This is a genomic window from Streptococcus mitis SK1080 (assembly GCF_000220085.1).
Classification (GTDB): Bacteria; Bacillota; Bacilli; order Lactobacillales; family Streptococcaceae; genus Streptococcus; species Streptococcus mitis_K.
The window spans coordinates 1-16419 of the sequence record NZ_AFQV01000003.1; the positions used below are offsets into that span (position 1 = coordinate 1).

A 16419-nucleotide genomic window follows, 5' to 3' on the forward strand; every position below is an offset into this window, starting at 1 on the left:
GGTTTCTTCTTTGGCTTACGTCCCATTTTAGATGGTCTCCCTCTTGTTTTCTCAACAATAGTATACCCGTTTTTCTTATATTGTGCCAGCCAATTAGGCAACATTCCAACACTTGGAAGAGCATAATCTAGAGACACCCTTATTTGAGAACGACCTTCGAGAAGAACTTTATCAATGATCTCTTGTTTTAGTTCAGGTGAATAGTAACAATTCTTTCCTTTTTTGACAATTTCTATTCCATAACGATCAATCAATCTAATCATGTACTGAAGATTAGAAATGTTTATTCCAAATATATTTGAAAGCTCTTTGAAGCTTTGTCCTTGTTTTCTAAGTTCATAGATCTGAACTTTATCTTTATAAGTCAATTTCATAATAAAAACACCCCAAAAGTTAGATTTTTTTGTCTAACTTTTGGGGTGCAGTACAAATTTAGCTCAGCTTCTTTTATTTTCTACAAGAGAATGGTTGGTCCGTAGAGACTCAACTTGGTCTTGACTTGGTCAAAGTGGAAACGGTCATAGGCCCGCCAAGCGGCGCGAGTAGGAGCATCTGGATTGAGGGCGCTGAGTCCCATGAGAAGACTGGAAGTCTGGTAAAATTTTTCCAGTTCAATCAAGACTCGATTATCCACTGTCTCAGCCTTGGCTAGAAAACCAAGAATAGAGTTTAGTTGTTCTTGAAAGCGTACGTCGTCAGCGGTTGCCTGTTTGCATGCTTGATAGGCTTTGTTTAAGTCAGTAATCAAAGCCTGAGCTCTTTTGATGGGGTCTGTATCTGTCATGAGAATTCCTCCTCTAATCTGGGTGCTAGTCTTGTTTCTAGCAACTGTGTTTTGATACTGTCAGTCTATCACTTTTATCTCCTTTTCAACCATAAAATCTTTAATTGTCCTTGAAATTTCCTGAATGGTACTGTTAAGATTTTATGATAAAATAGTGGTAAGATTATCATGCTTATTTGAGGAACAAGCTACCCTTCAGGAGCATTAAAGGCCTGTTTAGGATTTGGTTGGCTTGTATCATAGTATTTTTGCTATTCTCTTTTTAGGAAGAAATCGAAACAAGGAGAGTAAGAAGATGAGAATATTTGTTTTAGAAGATGATTTTTCCCAACAGACTAGGATTGAAACGACCATTGAGAAACTCTTGAAAGAACATCACATCACTCCCAGCTCTTTTGAAGTTTTTGGCAAACCAGAGCAACTGCTGGCTGAAGTGCATGAGAAGGGGGCCCATCATCTATTCTTTTTGGATATTGAGATTCGAAATGAGGAGATGAAGGGTCTGGAAGTGGCTAGAAAGATTCGGGATAGGGATCCTTATGCTCTCATCGTCTTTGTGACGACTCACTCGGAGTTTATGCCCCTGTCCTTTCGCTACCAGGTGTCAGCTTTGGACTACATTGATAAGGCCCTTTCGGCAGAGGAGTTTGAATCTCGGATCGAGACAGCCCTCCTCTATGCCAATAGTCAGGATAGTAAAAGTCTGGCGGAAGATTGCTTTTACTTTAAATCAAAATTTGCTCAATTCCAGTATCCTTTTAAAGAGGTCTACTATCTCGAAACGTCGCCCAGAGCCCATCGTGTTATTCTCTATACCAAGACAGACAGGTTGGAATTTACAGCGAGTTTAGAGGAGGTTTTCAAGCAGGAGCCCCGTCTCTTGCAGTGCCATCGCTCTTTTCTCATTAATCCTGCCAATGTAGTTCGTTTGGATAAGAAAGAGAAACTCCTTTTCTTTCCCAATGGAGGAAGCTGTATGATTGCGCGTTATAAGGTCAGAGAAGTGTCTGAGGCCATCAATAACTTACATTGAGTGAGGTGCTGGAATGGAATTAGTTTGGAAGATAGTATATGTGTTTTTGATATCTGGATTGGAATTGTTTATATTTTTTAAGGTGGATGGAATTGTTCTAACTCTGGAGAGAGTTTTTAAGTCCTTTCTTTTTAAGCTACTTTTAGCAGTTGTTTTTGTAACGATTAGCTATATAGTAGGAAATACTTACCTAACTTATTTTATGGAACCCTTGTACGGCATTGGTTTATCTTTCTTATTGTTAAGAGGGCTTCCTAAAAAACTACTCTTCTTTTATGGTCTCTTCCCAATGATGTTGGTGAATCTTTTTTTCAGGGTAGTCTCCTATTTTGTGATTCCATTTTTGGGGCAAGGGCATGTGTATGATGACCGCTCTTTTATTTGGTTATGTATAAAAATTTTCATTTGCTTTATTTCTCTAGCCTTTTTGAAATGGTTAGACTATGATTTTACTAGTTTGAGAAGGGAGACTCTCGATAAAGGTTTTCAAAAGTCCCTGACTACGATTAACTGGATAATGGGGGCTTACTATCTAGTGATGCAAAGTCTGTCTTTCTTTGAATATGAACAAGGTATTCAATCAACGACTGTTCGCCATCTGATTCTAGTGTTTTACTTGCTCTTTTTTATGGGGATTATCAAGAAACTGGATACCTATTTGAAGGACAAACTCCATGAGAGATTGGACCAAGAGCAGGCCTTGCGCTACAGAGATATGGAGCGATATAGTCGGCATATAGAGGAACTTTACAAGGAAGTACGAAGTTTTCGACATGACTACACTAACCTCTTGACTAGCTTACGTCTGGGCATTGAAGAGGAGGATATGGAGCAGATAAAAGAGGTCTACGACTCGGTCTTAAAGGATTCTAGTGAAAAATTGCAGGACAATAAATATGACCTTGGACGATTGGTAAATATTCGTGACCGTGCCCTCAAAAGTCTCCTAGCAGGTAAATTTCTAAAAGCCAGAGATAAGAAGATTGTATTTAATGTCGAAGTTCCTGAGGAGATTCAGGTAGAGGGGATGAGCTTGCTTGACTTTCTAACCATTGTGTCTATCCTTTGTGACAATGCTATTGAAGCTAGTGTAGAAGCCTGTCAACCTCATGTTTCAATCGCCTTTTTAAAAAATGGAGCACAGGAGACCTTTATCATTGAAAACTCCATCAAAGAAGAGAGCATAGATATTTCTGAAATCTTCTCCTTTGGAGCCAGTTCTAAAGGGGAGGAGAGAGGAGTTGGTCTCTATACCGTCATGAAAATTGTGGAAAGTCATCCCAATACCAGTCTCAATACCACCTGCAAAAATCAAGTCTTTCGTCAAGTTTTAACGGTTCACTTGCTGCCGGTTGGTCATTAGAAAATTTGTGAAAAAAGAATTGGCAGAAGCTAGCAGTTGAAGTCTGTTTTTAGTCAGTTTGACTTGTACTATAGTATATGAGGTATATTAAATGAATAAGAAATCCTTTTTTATCATCTGTTCTACGTTGATCATAGCTTCGAATCTTCTCATGATTTCCGTGGTGAACAAGGGAGAAGAAACAGGGAGTAACCTGTTTGTGATTGCTATAGCCTGTGTTATGTTACCAGTCTTTTTATATGCAGTTGAAAACCAACTGACTTCATTGGTAAGAGTAGAATCAATACTCCTGATTCAGTTGACAGTTATATCCCTACTCCGTCTTATCAATAGAATAGGGAGTACGCCTGAAATCCTCAACATTATCATTACCCTTATCGCTTTGGCAAGTGGGACAGCTGCTATCCTTGTTGCGATTATGAGAATATATGAGAACATACGGAAGTGAGGGTGAGTAGTTTTCTATTTTGTATTTTCACATTGTCAAGTTCCCCCAGGGCAAGTATGTTTTTCATGCTTGCTTTTTAAATTTTTTACAATTCAAGATGTTTTGATGACCATTTATGATTTGAGTGTTCCAAGGATAAAATGAGTGCTATACTAGCAGTGTAAAGGTTGTAGCTAAACTAAGATAAAGCATACATTTAGGAGGAAATCTTATGAAGAAAAAAATACTAATCATTTTCGTTCTGTATCTGATCATGTCTATCCTTCTTTATCCGCTTAGGGAGAGTATTTGGTATCATCTATTTTATACCATAGCCTATATGATTGCGGTTGTGATCTATTTTGCTTTAACTAAAAAGAAAGGAGCAAAGAAATGAAAACTTTTCTTGCTAAAAAACGGAACATCTTCCTTGCGAGATTGTTCTTAGGTCAGTTGCCTTTACTTGTCTCTACTTATCTATTTCTATCTCGTCAGTTTTTAAATTTTTCCGTAGTTCTCCAATTTCTTTTAGTGGTTATTAACTTGGCCTCTATTTTGGTTACTGTTTACCTCACTAGGGAAATGAGGATAAGAGAGTTTGAAGATGATGATTTGGTTAGTCCTAGAACCAATCAACTCATGTTCATCGGCTTGACAGGTTTTATGTCTATTATTTGTTTGTATAGAGGTGTCACAGCAGGAGAATCTTACCAACAACTAATTGCCTATATTGGCGCTATTCTCTGCTTGATTATTATGCTTCTACTCATTTGGGGCTTGAAGTATTATAAAAAGTAGCTTGCCTTCCTCTTCTGACAGAATCTTTTATTAGAAGGCTCTATTAAACTGTCCGTGAAATAAGTGAATGGAGGTATTTAATATGAAATATAGATTATTTCTTGTTATTTTCTTGAGTAGTATGTTGAATATTCTTTTAGGGACATTTTTACAAATCTCTAATGTATCGATTGGGTGGATTGTTCTCTACAGTGGATTATTTGAAGCAGGCGTTTTCCTTCTTGCTAATAAAGGGGTAGCGGTAAAAATAAAGGAAGTAGATATTCGAAATCGCTTTAAATTTATTTTTGGAAAAACCTTATGGTTTCAAATTTTTTTGCTCATCTTTTTGATGGTCAAACTTTATCTTGGTTTGGATGCGAGGTTGATTTTATTCTATGGACATATTTTCATTGTCTTTAATGCCTTAATGTATCTATTATCTAGTAGTCAGGTTAGCCTTAAAAAGAACAAGCTGTCTTCTTAATCTTGCAGTAATAGAGCATGACAAGGTGAGCTATCCTGTCTTGTAGATAGTAGGGAGGATTTATATGAAAAGACACGCTATTCTTTTCAAAACGAGTGCAATTCTTTCTTATTTGTTTCTGTTTTTCGGACTGTCTTGGACAACCCAATTTTGGAGCAATTATTGGGAGTTCTCGTCTTGGGTAGGAAATATTATCTGGATTCGAAACATCATCAGTCTTCTCTTTATCTGCTTGATGGTTTGGATTTTGGTCAGGTCGGGCCATGCTTATCTCTTTCGTATCCCTAGGAAAAAGTGGTTGAGCTATTCTGTTCTGACGGTGTTAGCCGCTGTTGTACTTATCTGCTTTAACTATCTGACAGCTAAACACGTCCAGGGAACTAATGAAGGGTGGAATTTGTTTATTGCCTATAGTGAGACAAATTTTGCGGAGTTTGGTGTTTACCTAACCTTAATCGTACTAGGACCTCTGATGGAAGAATTGGTATGTAGGGGCCTGCTTCAACATGCCTTCTTTAAGGATTCGAGATGGGGGCAGGATCTTCTCTTTCCGTCATTCTTATTTGCCTTGCCCCACTTTTCTAGCTTGCCAAGTCTCGCAGATATTTTTGTCTATACGGCAGTGGGCTGTCTGTTTGCCTGTCTAACACGTTATACGAAGAGTATCTATCCTTCTTATTCGATTCATATTGTTAATAATATCATCGCAAACTTACCATTTTTGCTCACTTTTCTACATAGGGTCTTGGGGTAAAAAAACCAAAGCCTTGCTTTTTAGCCATAGAGGAGGTTATCATGTATAAACACTTATTTTTCCTAGATTCAAAAACCTTAGACCGGTTGACGCCCTATATTCTGGTCTTGGCTTCTGACACCATTGCCTTTAATGTTTTTGTGCTAACCTTTGTATCTGCGGTGGTCTTTAATTCCCTAAATTCCATGCTAGCTTTAATGGCTATATTCTTAGGGGCTGGCTATGTGGTCGGATTTTGGTTACTCAAATGGTTTGTTTTGGAAAGACTAGATCTAAAGAATGACGTGTAGGAAGTCTGTTTGGTGAGGAGGATAGCTTTATGGAGTTTTTTGATAAATTTCATGCCTTGTGTTTTGGATTTTTAGTACTACTAATCGTCATTACAGTTCCTTATACGATTAACCATGGGGATTTTTTTCAAAATGAATCTGAATTGATTATTGTAAGTCTTCTAGTAACCTCGCTGAGTGTTGCTTATGCTAGAAAGTTTGAAATGATTTCTTTTGGGATGTTAAGCAAGAAAGAACTTTTACTTTTCATTGCAATCTTTCTTCTAAGTGTGCTTGAGACGCTGGTTTATATTCATTTCTTCGCTGTTTCTTCTGGCGCGGGAGTTCAACACTTGGCGGAAGTCAGCAGAGGAATTTCTCTGTCTTTGATTTTGACTTCCTCAGTTTTTGGACCCATCCAGGAGGAACTCATTTTCAGAGGACTTCTTCAAGGTGCGGTTTTTGACAATTCTTGGTTAGGGCTTGTACTAACTTCCTCTCTCTTTTCTTTCATGCATGGACCTTCCAATGTCCCTTCGTTTATTTTTTATCTACTTGGGGGCTTGTTGCTGGGCTTTGCTTATAAAAAGAGCCAAAACCTATGGGTTTCTACTCTAGTCCACATGTTTTACAACAGTTTGCCACTCTTATATTATTTATAAAAATTATGAAAAGGTAAGCAGAAGACGGTGCTTACCTTTTCTTTCTATAATGATACCCCAGCCAATCCAGAGGCTTTTCTTTGAGAATCGGGTGTGGAGCGGTTGACGAATAGGCCAAAAACTAGTAGAATAGTAAGGAAACTTTATACGGAGGAAAGAAATGGATTTGGGTGATAATGAGCTAACACTGACTCCCATACCTGGGAAAAGTGGCAAGGCTTATATGGGTAGCTATCCTGATGGGAAGCGTATCTTTGTAAAAATGAACACCTCTCCAATCCTACCTGGTCTAGCTAGAGAACAAATTGCTCCACAATTATTATGGAGTCGCCGTTTGGCAGATGGGCGTGATATGTGTGCTCAAGAATGGTTGACAGGCAAGATATTGACCCCCTATGATATGAATCGTAAGCAAATCGTCAATATTTTAACCCGTCTTCATCGCTCACGTCCGTTGATGACACAGTTGAGTCGTTTGGGATATGCTATGGAAACACCTGTAGATTTACTACAGTCTTGGCAGGAAACGGCTCCAGATGCTTTGCGTAAAAATCATTTTATCAGTGAAGTGATGGCTGATTTACGTCAAACTATTCCAGGATTTAGAGAGGACTATGCGACCATTGTCCATGGAGATGTACGACATAGTAATTGGATTGAGACAGACAGTGGCTTGATTTATTTGGTGGATTGGGATTCGGTTCGTTTGACCGATCGCATGTTTGATGTGGCCCATATGCTCTGCCATTATATTCCAGAACATCAGTGGAAGGAATGGTTGACCTACTACGGTTACAAGTACAATCAAACGGTATTAAATAAATTGTATTGGTACGGTCAATTGTCTTATTTGAGCCAGATTTCCAAGTATTATATGAACCAAGATTTAGAAAATGTCAATCGGGAGATTCATGGCTTGCGTCACTTCCGAGACAAGTATGGAAAGAGAAGATGAGAGTTAGAAATCGTAAAGGGGCGACAGAATTACTAGAGGCAAATCCCCAGTATGTGGTCCTCAATCCCTTAGAAGCCAAGGGAAAATGGCGGGACTTGTTTGGCAATGACAATCCTATTCATGTGGAAGTTGGAAGTGGAAAGGGTGCCTTTGTTTCAGGTATGGCCAAGCAAAATCCTGACATCAACTATATCGGGATTGATATTCAAAAGTCTGTTTTGAGCTACGCTTTGGACAAGGTGCTTGAAGTTGTAGTGCCTAATATCAAGCTCTTGTGGGTAGATGGTTCTGACTTGACTGACTACTTTGAAGACGGTGAGATTGATCGCTTGTATCTGAACTTTTCAGATCCTTGGCCGAAAAAACGCCATGAAAAGCGTCGTTTGACCTACAAGACCTTCTTGGATACCTTCAAGCGTATCTTGCCTGAAAATGGAGAAATTCATTTCAAGACGGATAACCGTGGCTTGTTTGAGTACAGTTTAGTGAGCTTTTCTCAGTATGGCATGAAACTCAATGGTGTCTGGCTTGATTTACATGCCAGTGATTTTGAAGGCAATGTCATGACAGAATACGAGCAAAAATTCTCCAATAAGGGTCAAGTTATCTACCGAGTTGAGGCAGAATTTTAAGAAATAGCCTGAAATCAGGCTGTATAAGTGCTTTTGCTTTACATAAGTAGTAAAAAGTGCTATACTGTAAGTAAGAATATGAGAAAGAGAGGCGGGGAAATATCTTCGCCTCTTGCTTATGAGGAGGTGGACGCAATCGCAACAATCGTAGAATTAGTCAGAGAAGTTGTAGAACCTGTCATTCAATCACCTTTCGAACTCGTGGATATCGAGTATGGAAAGATTGGCAGTGACATGATTCTCAGTATTTTTGTAGATAAACCTGAAGGAATTACCTTGAACGACACGGCAGACTTGACAGAAATGATCAGTCCTGTCCTAGACACCATCAAGCCAGATCCCTTCCCAGAACAATATTTCCTAGAAATCACCAGTCCAGGCTTGGAACGTCCTTTGAAAACCAAGGATGCCGTTGCTGGAGCGGTTGGGAAATACATCCATGTCGGGCTCTACCAAGCCATCGATAAGCAAAAGGTCTTTGAAGGAACTCTGTTGGCCTTTGAAGAGGACGAGTTGACCATGGAATATATGGACAAGACGCGTAAGAAAACTGTCCAAATTCCATACAGTTTAGTATCAAAAGCACGTTTAGCAGTTAAATTATAGAAAAAGAAAGGATAGCTTTTGAGGATTCAAAAGTGAAGAAAACATGAGTAAAGAAATGCTAGAGGCCTTCCGCATTTTGGAAGAAGACAAGGGAATCAAAAAAGAAGATATCATCGACGCAGTAGTAGAGTCGCTTCGTTCCGCTTATCGCAGACGCTATGGTCAATCTGATAGCGTAGCCATCGACTTCAACGAAAAAACAGGTGACTTTACAGTTTATACTGTCCGTGAAGTTGTTGATGAAGTATTTGATAGCCGTTTGGAAATCAGCTTGAAAGATGCTCTTGCCATCAATTCAGCCTATGAACTTGGGGACAAAATCAAGTTTGAAGAAGCACCTGCTGAGTTTGGTCGTGTAGCAGCCCAATCTGCCAAACAAACCATCATGGAAAAAATGCGCAAGCAAACACGTGCCATTACCTACAATACTTATAAAGAACATGAACAAGAAATCATGTCTGGTACTGTAGAACGCTTTGACAACCGTTTCATCTATGTCAACCTTGGCAGCATTGAAGCCCAATTGTCAAAACAAGACCAAATTCCTGGAGAAGTTTTTGCTTCTCATGATCGTATCGAAGTGTATGTCTACAAGGTTGAAGACAACCCTCGCGGTGTGAATGTCTTTGTTAGCCGTAGCCATCCAGAAATGATCAAACGCTTGATGGAGCAAGAGATTCCAGAAGTTTATGACGGAACAGTTGAAATCATGAGCGTGGCCCGTGAAGCTGGTGACCGTACCAAGGTTGCTGTTCGTAGCCACAATCCAAACGTGGATGCTATCGGTACAATCGTTGGACGCGGTGGAGCAAATATCAAGAAGATTACTAGCAAATTCCACCCAGCTCGTTACGATGCTAAAAATGACCGCATGGTACCAATCGAAGAAAACATCGACGTTATTGAGTGGGTAGCAGATCCAGCTGAATTTATCTACAATGCCATTGCTCCTGCTGAGGTTGACCAAGTTATCTTTGACGAAAATGACAGCAAACGTGCTTTGGTGGTTGTTCCTGATAACAAGCTTTCTCTTGCTATCGGTCGTCGTGGGCAAAACGTTCGCTTGGCAGCTCACTTGACTGGTTACCGTATCGATATCAAGTCTGCTAGCGAATTTGAAGCCATGGAAGACGCTGCTTCAGTAGAGTTGGAAGCAGAAAACGATACTGTAGAAGAATAAAAGCTGCTAGAGGAGGGAAAGATGAAAACAAGAAAAATCCCTTTGCGCAAGTCTGTTGTGTCCGATGAAGTGATTGATAAGCGGGATTTGCTCCGCATTGTCAAGAACAAGGAAGGGCAAGTCTTTATTGATCCGACAGGCAAGGCCAATGGCCGCGGCGCTTATATCAAACTAGACAATGCAGAAGCCCTAGAGGCGAAAAAGAAGAAGGTCTTTAACCGTAGCTTTAGCATGGAAGTGGATGAAAGCTTTTATGACGAGTTGATCGCTTATGTGGATCACAAAGTGAAAAGAAGAGAGTTAGGACTTGAATAAGCAAAAGATAAGCAATCTCTTGGGACTCGCTCAGCGAGCAGGCCGTATCATATCGGGTGAAGAATTGGTGGTCAAGGCCATTCAAGATGGCAAGGCTAAGTTGGTTTTTCTAGCCCATGATGCTGGACCCAATCTGACCAAGAAGATTCAAGATAAAAGTCATTATTATCAAGTAGAAATTGTAACCGTGTTTTCAACACTGGAATTAAGCATAGCAGTCGGAAAATCGAGAAAGGTTTTGGCTGTGACAGATGCTGGATTTACAAAGAAAATGAGGTCTCTTATGGAATAGAAGAGGAGGACATGATTTGTCTAAGAAAAGATTGTACGAAATCGCAAAAGAACTTGGAAAAGAAAGTAAAGAAGTTGTAGCGCGTGCAAAAGAGTTGGGCTTGGATGTGAAAAGCCACTCATCAAGTGTGGAAGAAGCTGTCGCTGCAAAAATCGCTGCCAGCTTTAAGCCTGCAGTTGCTCCGAAAGCAGAAGCAAAACCTGCAGAACAAAAATCAAGTGCAGAAAAGAAAGCCGAAAAATCTGAGCCAGCTAAACCAGCTGTAGCTAAGGAAGAGGCAAAACCTGCAGCCCCAAAAGCAAGTGCAGAAAAGAAAGCCGAAAAGTCTGAACCAGTAAAACCAGCTGTAGCCAAGGAAGAGGCAAAACCAGCTGAGCCAGTCGCTCCGAAAACAGAAAAAGTAGCGGCTAAACCGCAAAGTCGTAATTTCAAGGCTGAGCGTGAAGCACGTGCTAAAGAGCAGGCAGAGCGACGCAAGCAAAATAAGGGCAATAACCGTGACCAACAACAAAACGGAAACCGTCAGAAAAACGACGGTCGTAATGGTGGGAAACAAGGTCAAGGCAACCGCGATAATCGTCGCTTTAATGACCAAGCTAAGAAACAGCAAGGTCAGCAAAATCGTGGAAATGAGCGCCGTCAACAAGGGGACAAACGTCCAAATCAAGCGGCTCCACGTGTTGACTTTAAAGCCCGTGCAGCAGCCCTAAAAGCAGAGCAAAATGCAGAGTACGCACGTTCAAGTGAGGAACGCTTCAAGCAGTATCAGGCTGCTAAAGAAGCCTTGGCTCAAGCTAACAAACGCAAGGAACCAGAGGAAATCTTTGAAGAAGCGGCTAAGTTAGCTGAACAAGCGCAACAAGCACAGCAAGTTCAAGCAGTGGTTGAAGTCGTCCCTGAGAAAAAAGAAGCTGCAGTGGATACACGTCGTAAAAAACAAGCTCGACCAGACAAAAATCGTGACGATTATGATCATGAAGAAGATGGTCCTAGAAAACAACAAAAGAATCGAAGTAGTCAAAATCAAGTGAGAAATCAAAAGAATAGTAACTGGAATAACAACAAGAAGAACAAAAAAGGCAATAACAAGAACAACCGTAATCAGACTCCAAAACCTGTTACAGAGCGTAAATTCCATGAATTGCCAACAGAATTTGAATATACAGATGGTATGACCGTTGCGGAAATCGCAAAACGTATCAAACGTGAACCAGCTGAAATCGTTAAGAAACTCTTTATGATGGGTGTCATGGCCACACAAAACCAATCCTTGGATGGGGAAACAATTGAACTCCTCATGGTGGATTATGGTATCGAAGCCAAACAAAAAGTTGAAGTGGATAATGCTGACATCGAACGTTTCTTTGTCGAAGATGGTTATCTCAATGAAGATGAATTGGTTGAGCGTCCACCAGTTGTAACTATCATGGGACACGTTGACCACGGTAAAACAACACTCCTAGATACCCTTCGTAACTCTCGTGTTGCGACAGGTGAAGCAGGTGGTATCACTCAGCATATCGGTGCCTACCAAATCGTGGAAAATGGCAAGAAGATTACCTTCCTTGATACACCAGGACACGCGGCCTTTACATCTATGCGTGCGCGTGGTGCTTCTGTTACCGATATTACGATCTTGGTCGTAGCGGCAGATGACGGGGTTATGCCTCAGACTATCGAAGCCATCAACCACTCAAAAGCGGCCAACGTTCCAATCATCGTAGCCATTAACAAGATTGATAAACCAGGTGCCAACCCAGAACGTGTTATCGGTGAATTGGCAGAGCATGGTGTCATGTCAACTGCTTGGGGTGGAGATTCTGAATTTGTTGAAATCTCAGCTAAATTCAACCAAAACATCGAAGAATTGTTGGAAACAGTCCTTCTTGTGGCTGAAATCCAAGAACTTAAAGCAGACCCAACAGTTCGTGCGATCGGTACAGTTATCGAAGCACGCTTGGATAAAGGAAAAGGTGCAGTCGCAACCCTTCTTGTTCAACAAGGTACCTTGAATGTCCAAGACCCAATCGTTGTCGGAAATACCTTCGGTCGTGTCCGTGCTATGACTAATGACCTTGGACGTCGTGTTAAGGTTGCTGGACCATCAACACCAGTCTCTATCACAGGTTTGAACGAAGCGCCAATGGCAGGAGACCACTTCGCCGTTTACGAAGATGAAAAATCTGCGCGTGCAGCAGGTGAAGAGCGTGCCAAACGTGCCCTCATGAAACAACGTCAAGCTACCCAACGTGTCAGCCTTGAAAACCTCTTTGATACCCTTAAAGCTGGTGAACTCAAGTCAGTTAACGTTATCATCAAGGCCGACGTACAAGGTTCTGTCGAAGCCCTTTCTGCCTCACTTCAGAAGATCGATGTGGAAGGTGTTAAAGTTACCATCGTTCACTCAGCGGTCGGTGCTATCAATGAATCTGACGTGACCCTTGCCGAAGCTTCAAATGCCTTTATCGTTGGTTTCAACGTACGCCCTACACCACAAGCACGTCAACAAGCAGAAGCTGACGATGTGGAAATCCGTCTCCACAGCATTATCTATAAAGTAATCGAAGAGATGGAAGAAGCCATGAAGGGGATGCTTGATCCAGAATTTGAAGAAAAAGTTATCGGTGAAGCAGTTATCCGTGAAACCTTCAAGGTGTCTAAAGTGGGAACTATCGGTGGATTCATGGTTATCAACGGTAAGGTTACCCGTGACTCTAAAGTCCGTGTTATCCGTGATGGTGTCGTTATCTATGACGGCGAACTCGCAAGCTTGAAACACTACAAAGATGACGTGAAAGAAGTTACAAACGGTCGTGAAGGTGGATTGATGATTGATGGCTATAATGATATCAAGATGGATGATGTGATTGAGGCGTACGTCATGGAAGAAATTAAAAGATAAGATTTTTGCTCCTTTCTTAGGTGGTGAGGGACGCAAGCAAACCGATGGTTTCATTGCTTATTTTTGAGCCTAGAGTCTCAAAAATCCCCTGTGATGGGACTGATAAATCAGTTCCATCACTTTCACCACGGCGAAAGAAGCAGATGATTTCAAATTGAACTTTGTTTCAATTTGAAATGAAAATCAAGAAGTTTAAAAATAGCTAGGTCTTCTGGCCTAGCTTTTGGTTCAAAGTAGAGAAAGGAATATCATGGCAAATCATTTCCGTACGGATCGTGTGGGCATGGAAATCAAGCGTGAAGTCAATGAGATTTTGCAAAAGAAAGTCCGTGATCCGCGTGTCCAAGGCGTGACCATCACAGATGTTCAGATGCTAGGTGACTTGTCTGTTGCCAAGGTTTACTACACCATTTTGAGTAACCTTGCTTCAGATAACCAGAAAGCTCAAATCGGGCTTGAAAAAGCAACTGGTACTATCAAACGTGAACTTGGTCGCAATTTGAAATTGTACAAAATCCCAGATTTGACTTTCGTCAAAGACGAGTCCATCGAGTATGGAAACAAGATTGACGAGATGCTACGCAATCTGGATAAGAACTAAAGAAGAGGGGTAACCCTCTTTTTTGGTGGGGAAAATAGGTGGAATTTGAAATGGAAAAATATTCTTTTAACTAGAATTCTGTATTTTTAAAGGTTAGCTAAATAGAAAATGCTTTTTTTTTTAGCAAATATGATATGATGATTTCATAAATAAAAGGAGATTCTATTAATGAATAATATAAAAAAAGTTTGTCGTTTAGCTTTGCTATGTCTTTCCGTCTCTACTCTAGTTGCTTGTAGTTCTCTTTCTGAAAAAACAAGCAGCTCTTCTAATGAGAATCAAACAGAAGCTTCATCTAGTAGTTCTGAGAAGAAAGGGTTGTTTGCTAAAGCAAAAGAAAAACTCAGTTCAAGCGATTTTAACCCACAAGATGTTAGCGATACGACAATTGAGTCTATAAAAACCTATGAAGATTACTTGATTATGAATGAGAAAATAATCGATAATTATTATACAGAAGCAGATGAAGCCTTTAAAGGGACTGTTTTAGAAGATAGTGCTGCTATCCAAGAACTGAAAGATAGCACTAAAAAAGAAATGGAAGATTTGAAAAAACAATATGGTCCACTAAAGAAAGCACCGATTCAAGGGAAAGAAGAAGTGATTAAGACTCTAAAAGATTATCGTGATAATCTACATGAACAAGTGGAGCAGTGGAAAGCTAGTCTTTAATAGGAAGAGTGGAGTTCAATATGGATTATCAATTATTGCCACATGAATATATGGTTATGAATAGTGACCATGTGAGTTTTGGGAAAAATGGTTTGTCTACAGATGAATTAATTTTAACGAATCTACACTTAATATATATCAAAAAAGGTTTGTGGGGAGGAAAAAAAGATCAAGTTACCATACCCATTAACCAGATTAAAATTTTTGAAGGGAAACCTCAAGTTTCAGTAACCAAAACCAATGGTGTGAAACGGTTGGAAATTTATTATAATGGCGGACAAGCTATCTTTGCATTTAATAATACTAAGGATACTGACAAGTGGGCTAGAAACATTATTAAATTGATTTCAGGGGATACAAGTAATTTTGAAACCTTGGGGGATAGTAGCTTGTTTGGAGCAGATGTTTTGGCAGAAACATTTAAGGATACATTTGACACTTTTAAAGCAGGGCTTGGGATTAAGGATGCAGAGCCAGAAAAGATTTCAACCAAGTGTAGCTTTTGTGGAGCACCTTTGTCAGGTCAAGTGAAGCAAACAGTAAGATGTGCCTATTGTGATATGGAGCAGAGTTTATAAGGGGGCAATTAAATGGGGTTGATAAAAGCCATCACAGATTCTATTGGTGGGACATTTGCAGATCAGTGGAAAGAAATTATCACAGTTCAAGCTTTTGATGAACATACAGCTGTAAGTCCAGGTATTGTTCAAGAAAGTAATAATGGTAGGGGTGTCAATACGAAGGGATCTGTAGGTGTTATTTCTAACGGATCCAAGATTTTTATTCCAGAAAATACTGCTGCCTTTATCTTTAGTCAGTCTGGTATCGAGGAAATTATTACAGAACCAGGTGGATATGAATACAAAAATGGTGAGAGCAGTGTTTTTAACGGTGATGGATTGAAAAAGTCACTGTTTGACAATGTTGTTAATCGTGTTGGATTCGGTGGTCAAAGTGATCAGCAAAAACAGATTTGTTTTGTTAATTTGAGAGAAATTCGTGATATTAAATTTGGGACTCGTGGTCCAGTCATGTATAATGATTTGTTTTATGGGACAGATTTAGAAGTACGTGCTTTTGGAACATTTTCTATCCAAATTACAGATGCTAAGCAATTTATCAGAAACTTTCTTCCTGCCAATGTGACTTATTATACCTTTGATAGCGCTCAAGCTAGATCACAAATAGTGACAGAATTTCTTCAATCTTTTATTGTTGCACTTAATTCTTTGTCAACAACTTATCGTATTTCACAATTACCCTCACAAGCTGCAGTTCTTGCGGAACAGGTATCAAATGATGGACAGTATGCAGGGACTTGGAAAGAACGTTTTGGATTTGAGATTGTAAAAGTTGCCATTGCTAATATTGAGTTCTCACCAGAATCTAAGGAATTGGTTAAACAATTTTCATCAAATAAGATGAATTTAAAAGCTTATGATGATGTATCGCAGAAATCTTCTAATATTGCAGCACAACAAAAAATTGCATCAGGAGTGGAGCAACATGGTCTAGGTGATAGTGCTGGAATGATATTTGGAATGAATATGGCTCAAAGTTTAGATGAAAAAGCCATGAAACCAAGTCTATCATTAGATGAGCAAATCGAAGCACTTACAAAACTAAAATCTCTTTTAGATGCAGGTATATTATCTCAGGAAGAATTTGATCGAAAGAAAAAAGAAATTATGGATTTATAAGATAAAGC

At 39.8% G+C, this 16419-nt stretch carries 20 protein-coding genes and 1 pseudogene; 19 read left to right on the top strand and 2 right to left on the bottom strand.

Annotated features, from left to right (window positions below; genetic code table 11):
• Together HMPREF9957_RS02920 and HMPREF9957_RS0101990 are read right to left on the bottom strand one after the other, a co-directional pair.
• Window positions 1–374: pseudogene (locus HMPREF9957_RS02920) on the bottom strand (IS3 family transposase); the annotation flags it as partial.
• 80 nt (window positions 375–454) lie between these two features.
• Window positions 455–784, bottom strand: a complete 330-nt coding sequence (locus HMPREF9957_RS0101990) for a hypothetical protein (RefSeq protein ID WP_000132578.1) — start codon at window positions 782–784, stop codon at window positions 455–457.
• Between the two features lie 295 nt (window positions 785–1079).
• On the opposite strand from HMPREF9957_RS0101990, the gene HMPREF9957_RS02925 reads away from it, so the two are divergent.
• The 19 genes from HMPREF9957_RS02925 to HMPREF9957_RS03010 all read left to right on the top strand — a co-directional run bounded on the left by HMPREF9957_RS02925 (window position 1080) and on the right by HMPREF9957_RS03010 (window position 16411).
• Window positions 1080–1817, top strand: coding sequence for a response regulator transcription factor (locus HMPREF9957_RS02925; RefSeq protein WP_001219150.1), 738 nt, complete (start codon window positions 1080–1082; stop codon window positions 1815–1817).
• Between the two features lie 13 nt (window positions 1818–1830).
• Window positions 1831–3180, top strand: a complete 1350-nt coding sequence (locus HMPREF9957_RS02930) for a sensor histidine kinase (protein ID WP_025170679.1) — start codon at window positions 1831–1833, stop codon at window positions 3178–3180.
• A 91-nt stretch (window positions 3181–3271) separates the two neighbouring features.
• Window positions 3272–3628: a hypothetical protein gene (locus HMPREF9957_RS0101995; protein ID WP_001036311.1), complete on the top strand. Its 357-nt coding sequence runs from the start codon at window positions 3272–3274 to the stop codon at window positions 3626–3628.
• 372 nt (window positions 3629–4000) lie between these two features.
• Window positions 4001–4405, top strand: coding sequence for a hypothetical protein (locus tag HMPREF9957_RS02940; protein WP_000846945.1), 405 nt, complete (start codon window positions 4001–4003; stop codon window positions 4403–4405).
• Between the two features lie 82 nt (window positions 4406–4487).
• Window positions 4488–4871 (top strand): hypothetical protein, encoded by a 384-nt coding sequence (locus HMPREF9957_RS02945; RefSeq protein ID WP_000877389.1) that lies wholly within the window; start codon window positions 4488–4490, stop codon window positions 4869–4871.
• 64 nt (window positions 4872–4935) lie between these two features.
• Entirely contained in the window at window positions 4936–5625 is a 690-nt protein-coding gene (locus tag HMPREF9957_RS02950) for a CPBP family intramembrane glutamic endopeptidase (RefSeq protein WP_000820344.1), read from the top strand.
• A 41-nt stretch (window positions 5626–5666) separates the two neighbouring features.
• Entirely contained in the window at window positions 5667–5915 is a 249-nt protein-coding gene (gene blpZ / locus HMPREF9957_RS0102000; RefSeq protein ID WP_000276505.1) for an immunity protein BlpZ, read from the top strand.
• Window positions 5916–5944: 29 nt separating this feature from the next.
• Window positions 5945–6556, top strand: coding sequence for a CPBP family intramembrane glutamic endopeptidase (locus tag HMPREF9957_RS02955; RefSeq protein WP_000394051.1), 612 nt, complete (start codon window positions 5945–5947; stop codon window positions 6554–6556).
• A gap of 160 nt (window positions 6557–6716) precedes the next feature.
• Window positions 6717–7511 (top strand): cell cycle regulator CcrZ, encoded by a 795-nt coding sequence (ccrZ, locus tag HMPREF9957_RS02960; protein WP_000363005.1) that lies wholly within the window; start codon window positions 6717–6719, stop codon window positions 7509–7511.
• Window positions 7508–8143 (top strand): tRNA (guanosine(46)-N7)-methyltransferase TrmB, encoded by a 636-nt coding sequence (gene trmB, locus HMPREF9957_RS02965; protein WP_001266099.1) that lies wholly within the window; start codon window positions 7508–7510, stop codon window positions 8141–8143. Before ccrZ ends, trmB begins: the two co-directional genes overlap by 4 nt.
• 126 nt (window positions 8144–8269) lie before the next feature.
• Window positions 8270–8749: a ribosome maturation factor RimP gene (gene rimP, locus HMPREF9957_RS02970; protein ID WP_025170680.1), complete on the top strand. Its 480-nt coding sequence runs from the start codon at window positions 8270–8272 to the stop codon at window positions 8747–8749.
• A 43-nt stretch (window positions 8750–8792) separates the two neighbouring features.
• Window positions 8793–9929: a transcription termination factor NusA gene (gene nusA, locus HMPREF9957_RS02975; RefSeq protein WP_000032272.1), complete on the top strand. Its 1137-nt coding sequence runs from the start codon at window positions 8793–8795 to the stop codon at window positions 9927–9929.
• A 21-nt stretch (window positions 9930–9950) separates the two neighbouring features.
• Window positions 9951–10244, top strand: coding sequence for an RNase P modulator RnpM (gene rnpM / locus HMPREF9957_RS02980; RefSeq protein WP_000857552.1), 294 nt, complete (start codon window positions 9951–9953; stop codon window positions 10242–10244).
• Window positions 10237–10536, top strand: a complete 300-nt coding sequence (locus tag HMPREF9957_RS02985) for a YlxQ-related RNA-binding protein (protein WP_001041390.1) — start codon at window positions 10237–10239, stop codon at window positions 10534–10536. Before rnpM ends, HMPREF9957_RS02985 begins: the two co-directional genes overlap by 8 nt.
• A gap of 16 nt (window positions 10537–10552) precedes the next feature.
• The gene (infB, locus tag HMPREF9957_RS02990) at window positions 10553–13438 is read left to right on the top strand and encodes a translation initiation factor IF-2 (RefSeq protein WP_000039227.1); all 2886 of its coding nucleotides are present in this window, start codon (window positions 10553–10555) and stop codon (window positions 13436–13438) included.
• Between the two features lie 250 nt (window positions 13439–13688).
• Window positions 13689–14039: a 30S ribosome-binding factor RbfA gene (rbfA, locus tag HMPREF9957_RS02995; protein WP_001273601.1), complete on the top strand. Its 351-nt coding sequence runs from the start codon at window positions 13689–13691 to the stop codon at window positions 14037–14039.
• A 168-nt stretch (window positions 14040–14207) separates the two neighbouring features.
• The gene (locus HMPREF9957_RS03000; RefSeq protein ID WP_001059608.1) at window positions 14208–14711 is read left to right on the top strand and encodes a hypothetical protein; all 504 of its coding nucleotides are present in this window, start codon (window positions 14208–14210) and stop codon (window positions 14709–14711) included.
• A gap of 20 nt (window positions 14712–14731) precedes the next feature.
• A complete protein-coding gene (locus HMPREF9957_RS03005; RefSeq protein WP_000386258.1) occupies window positions 14732–15289 on the top strand; it encodes a C1 domain-containing protein in 558 nt (185 codons plus the stop codon).
• A 12-nt stretch (window positions 15290–15301) separates the two neighbouring features.
• On the top strand, window positions 15302–16411 hold the full coding sequence (locus tag HMPREF9957_RS03010; protein ID WP_000522912.1) for an SPFH domain-containing protein: 1110 nt from the start codon (window positions 15302–15304) through the stop codon (window positions 16409–16411).
• Window positions 16412–16419 lie beyond the last annotated feature (8 nt).

Coding starts and splice junctions, on each gene's coding strand:
- nusA (WP_000032272.1), top strand. CDS start 8,793: ATGAGTAAAGAAATGCTAGAGGCCTTCCGCATTTTGGAAGAAGACAAG.
- rnpM (WP_000857552.1), top strand. CDS start 9,951: ATGAAAACAAGAAAAATCCCTTTGCGCAAGTCTGTTGTGTCCGATGAA.
- HMPREF9957_RS02945 (WP_000877389.1), top strand. CDS start 4,488: ATGAAATATAGATTATTTCTTGTTATTTTCTTGAGTAGTATGTTGAAT.
- rbfA (WP_001273601.1), top strand. CDS start 13,689: ATGGCAAATCATTTCCGTACGGATCGTGTGGGCATGGAAATCAAGCGT.
- HMPREF9957_RS03005 (WP_000386258.1), top strand. CDS start 14,732: ATGGATTATCAATTATTGCCACATGAATATATGGTTATGAATAGTGAC.
- ccrZ (WP_000363005.1), top strand. CDS start 6,717: ATGGATTTGGGTGATAATGAGCTAACACTGACTCCCATACCTGGGAAA.
- HMPREF9957_RS02930 (WP_025170679.1), top strand. CDS start 1,831: ATGGAATTAGTTTGGAAGATAGTATATGTGTTTTTGATATCTGGATTG.
- HMPREF9957_RS02940 (WP_000846945.1), top strand. CDS start 4,001: ATGAAAACTTTTCTTGCTAAAAAACGGAACATCTTCCTTGCGAGATTG.
- HMPREF9957_RS02925 (WP_001219150.1), top strand. CDS start 1,080: ATGAGAATATTTGTTTTAGAAGATGATTTTTCCCAACAGACTAGGATT.
- HMPREF9957_RS02950 (WP_000820344.1), top strand. CDS start 4,936: ATGAAAAGACACGCTATTCTTTTCAAAACGAGTGCAATTCTTTCTTAT.
- HMPREF9957_RS02955 (WP_000394051.1), top strand. CDS start 5,945: ATGGAGTTTTTTGATAAATTTCATGCCTTGTGTTTTGGATTTTTAGTA.
- HMPREF9957_RS0101995 (WP_001036311.1), top strand. CDS start 3,272: ATGAATAAGAAATCCTTTTTTATCATCTGTTCTACGTTGATCATAGCT.
- trmB (WP_001266099.1), top strand. CDS start 7,508: ATGAGAGTTAGAAATCGTAAAGGGGCGACAGAATTACTAGAGGCAAAT.
- HMPREF9957_RS0101990 (WP_000132578.1), bottom strand. CDS start 784: ATGACAGATACAGACCCCATCAAAAGAGCTCAGGCTTTGATTACTGAC.
- HMPREF9957_RS03000 (WP_001059608.1), top strand. CDS start 14,208: ATGAATAATATAAAAAAAGTTTGTCGTTTAGCTTTGCTATGTCTTTCC.
- HMPREF9957_RS03010 (WP_000522912.1), top strand. CDS start 15,302: ATGGGGTTGATAAAAGCCATCACAGATTCTATTGGTGGGACATTTGCA.
- blpZ (WP_000276505.1), top strand. CDS start 5,667: ATGTATAAACACTTATTTTTCCTAGATTCAAAAACCTTAGACCGGTTG.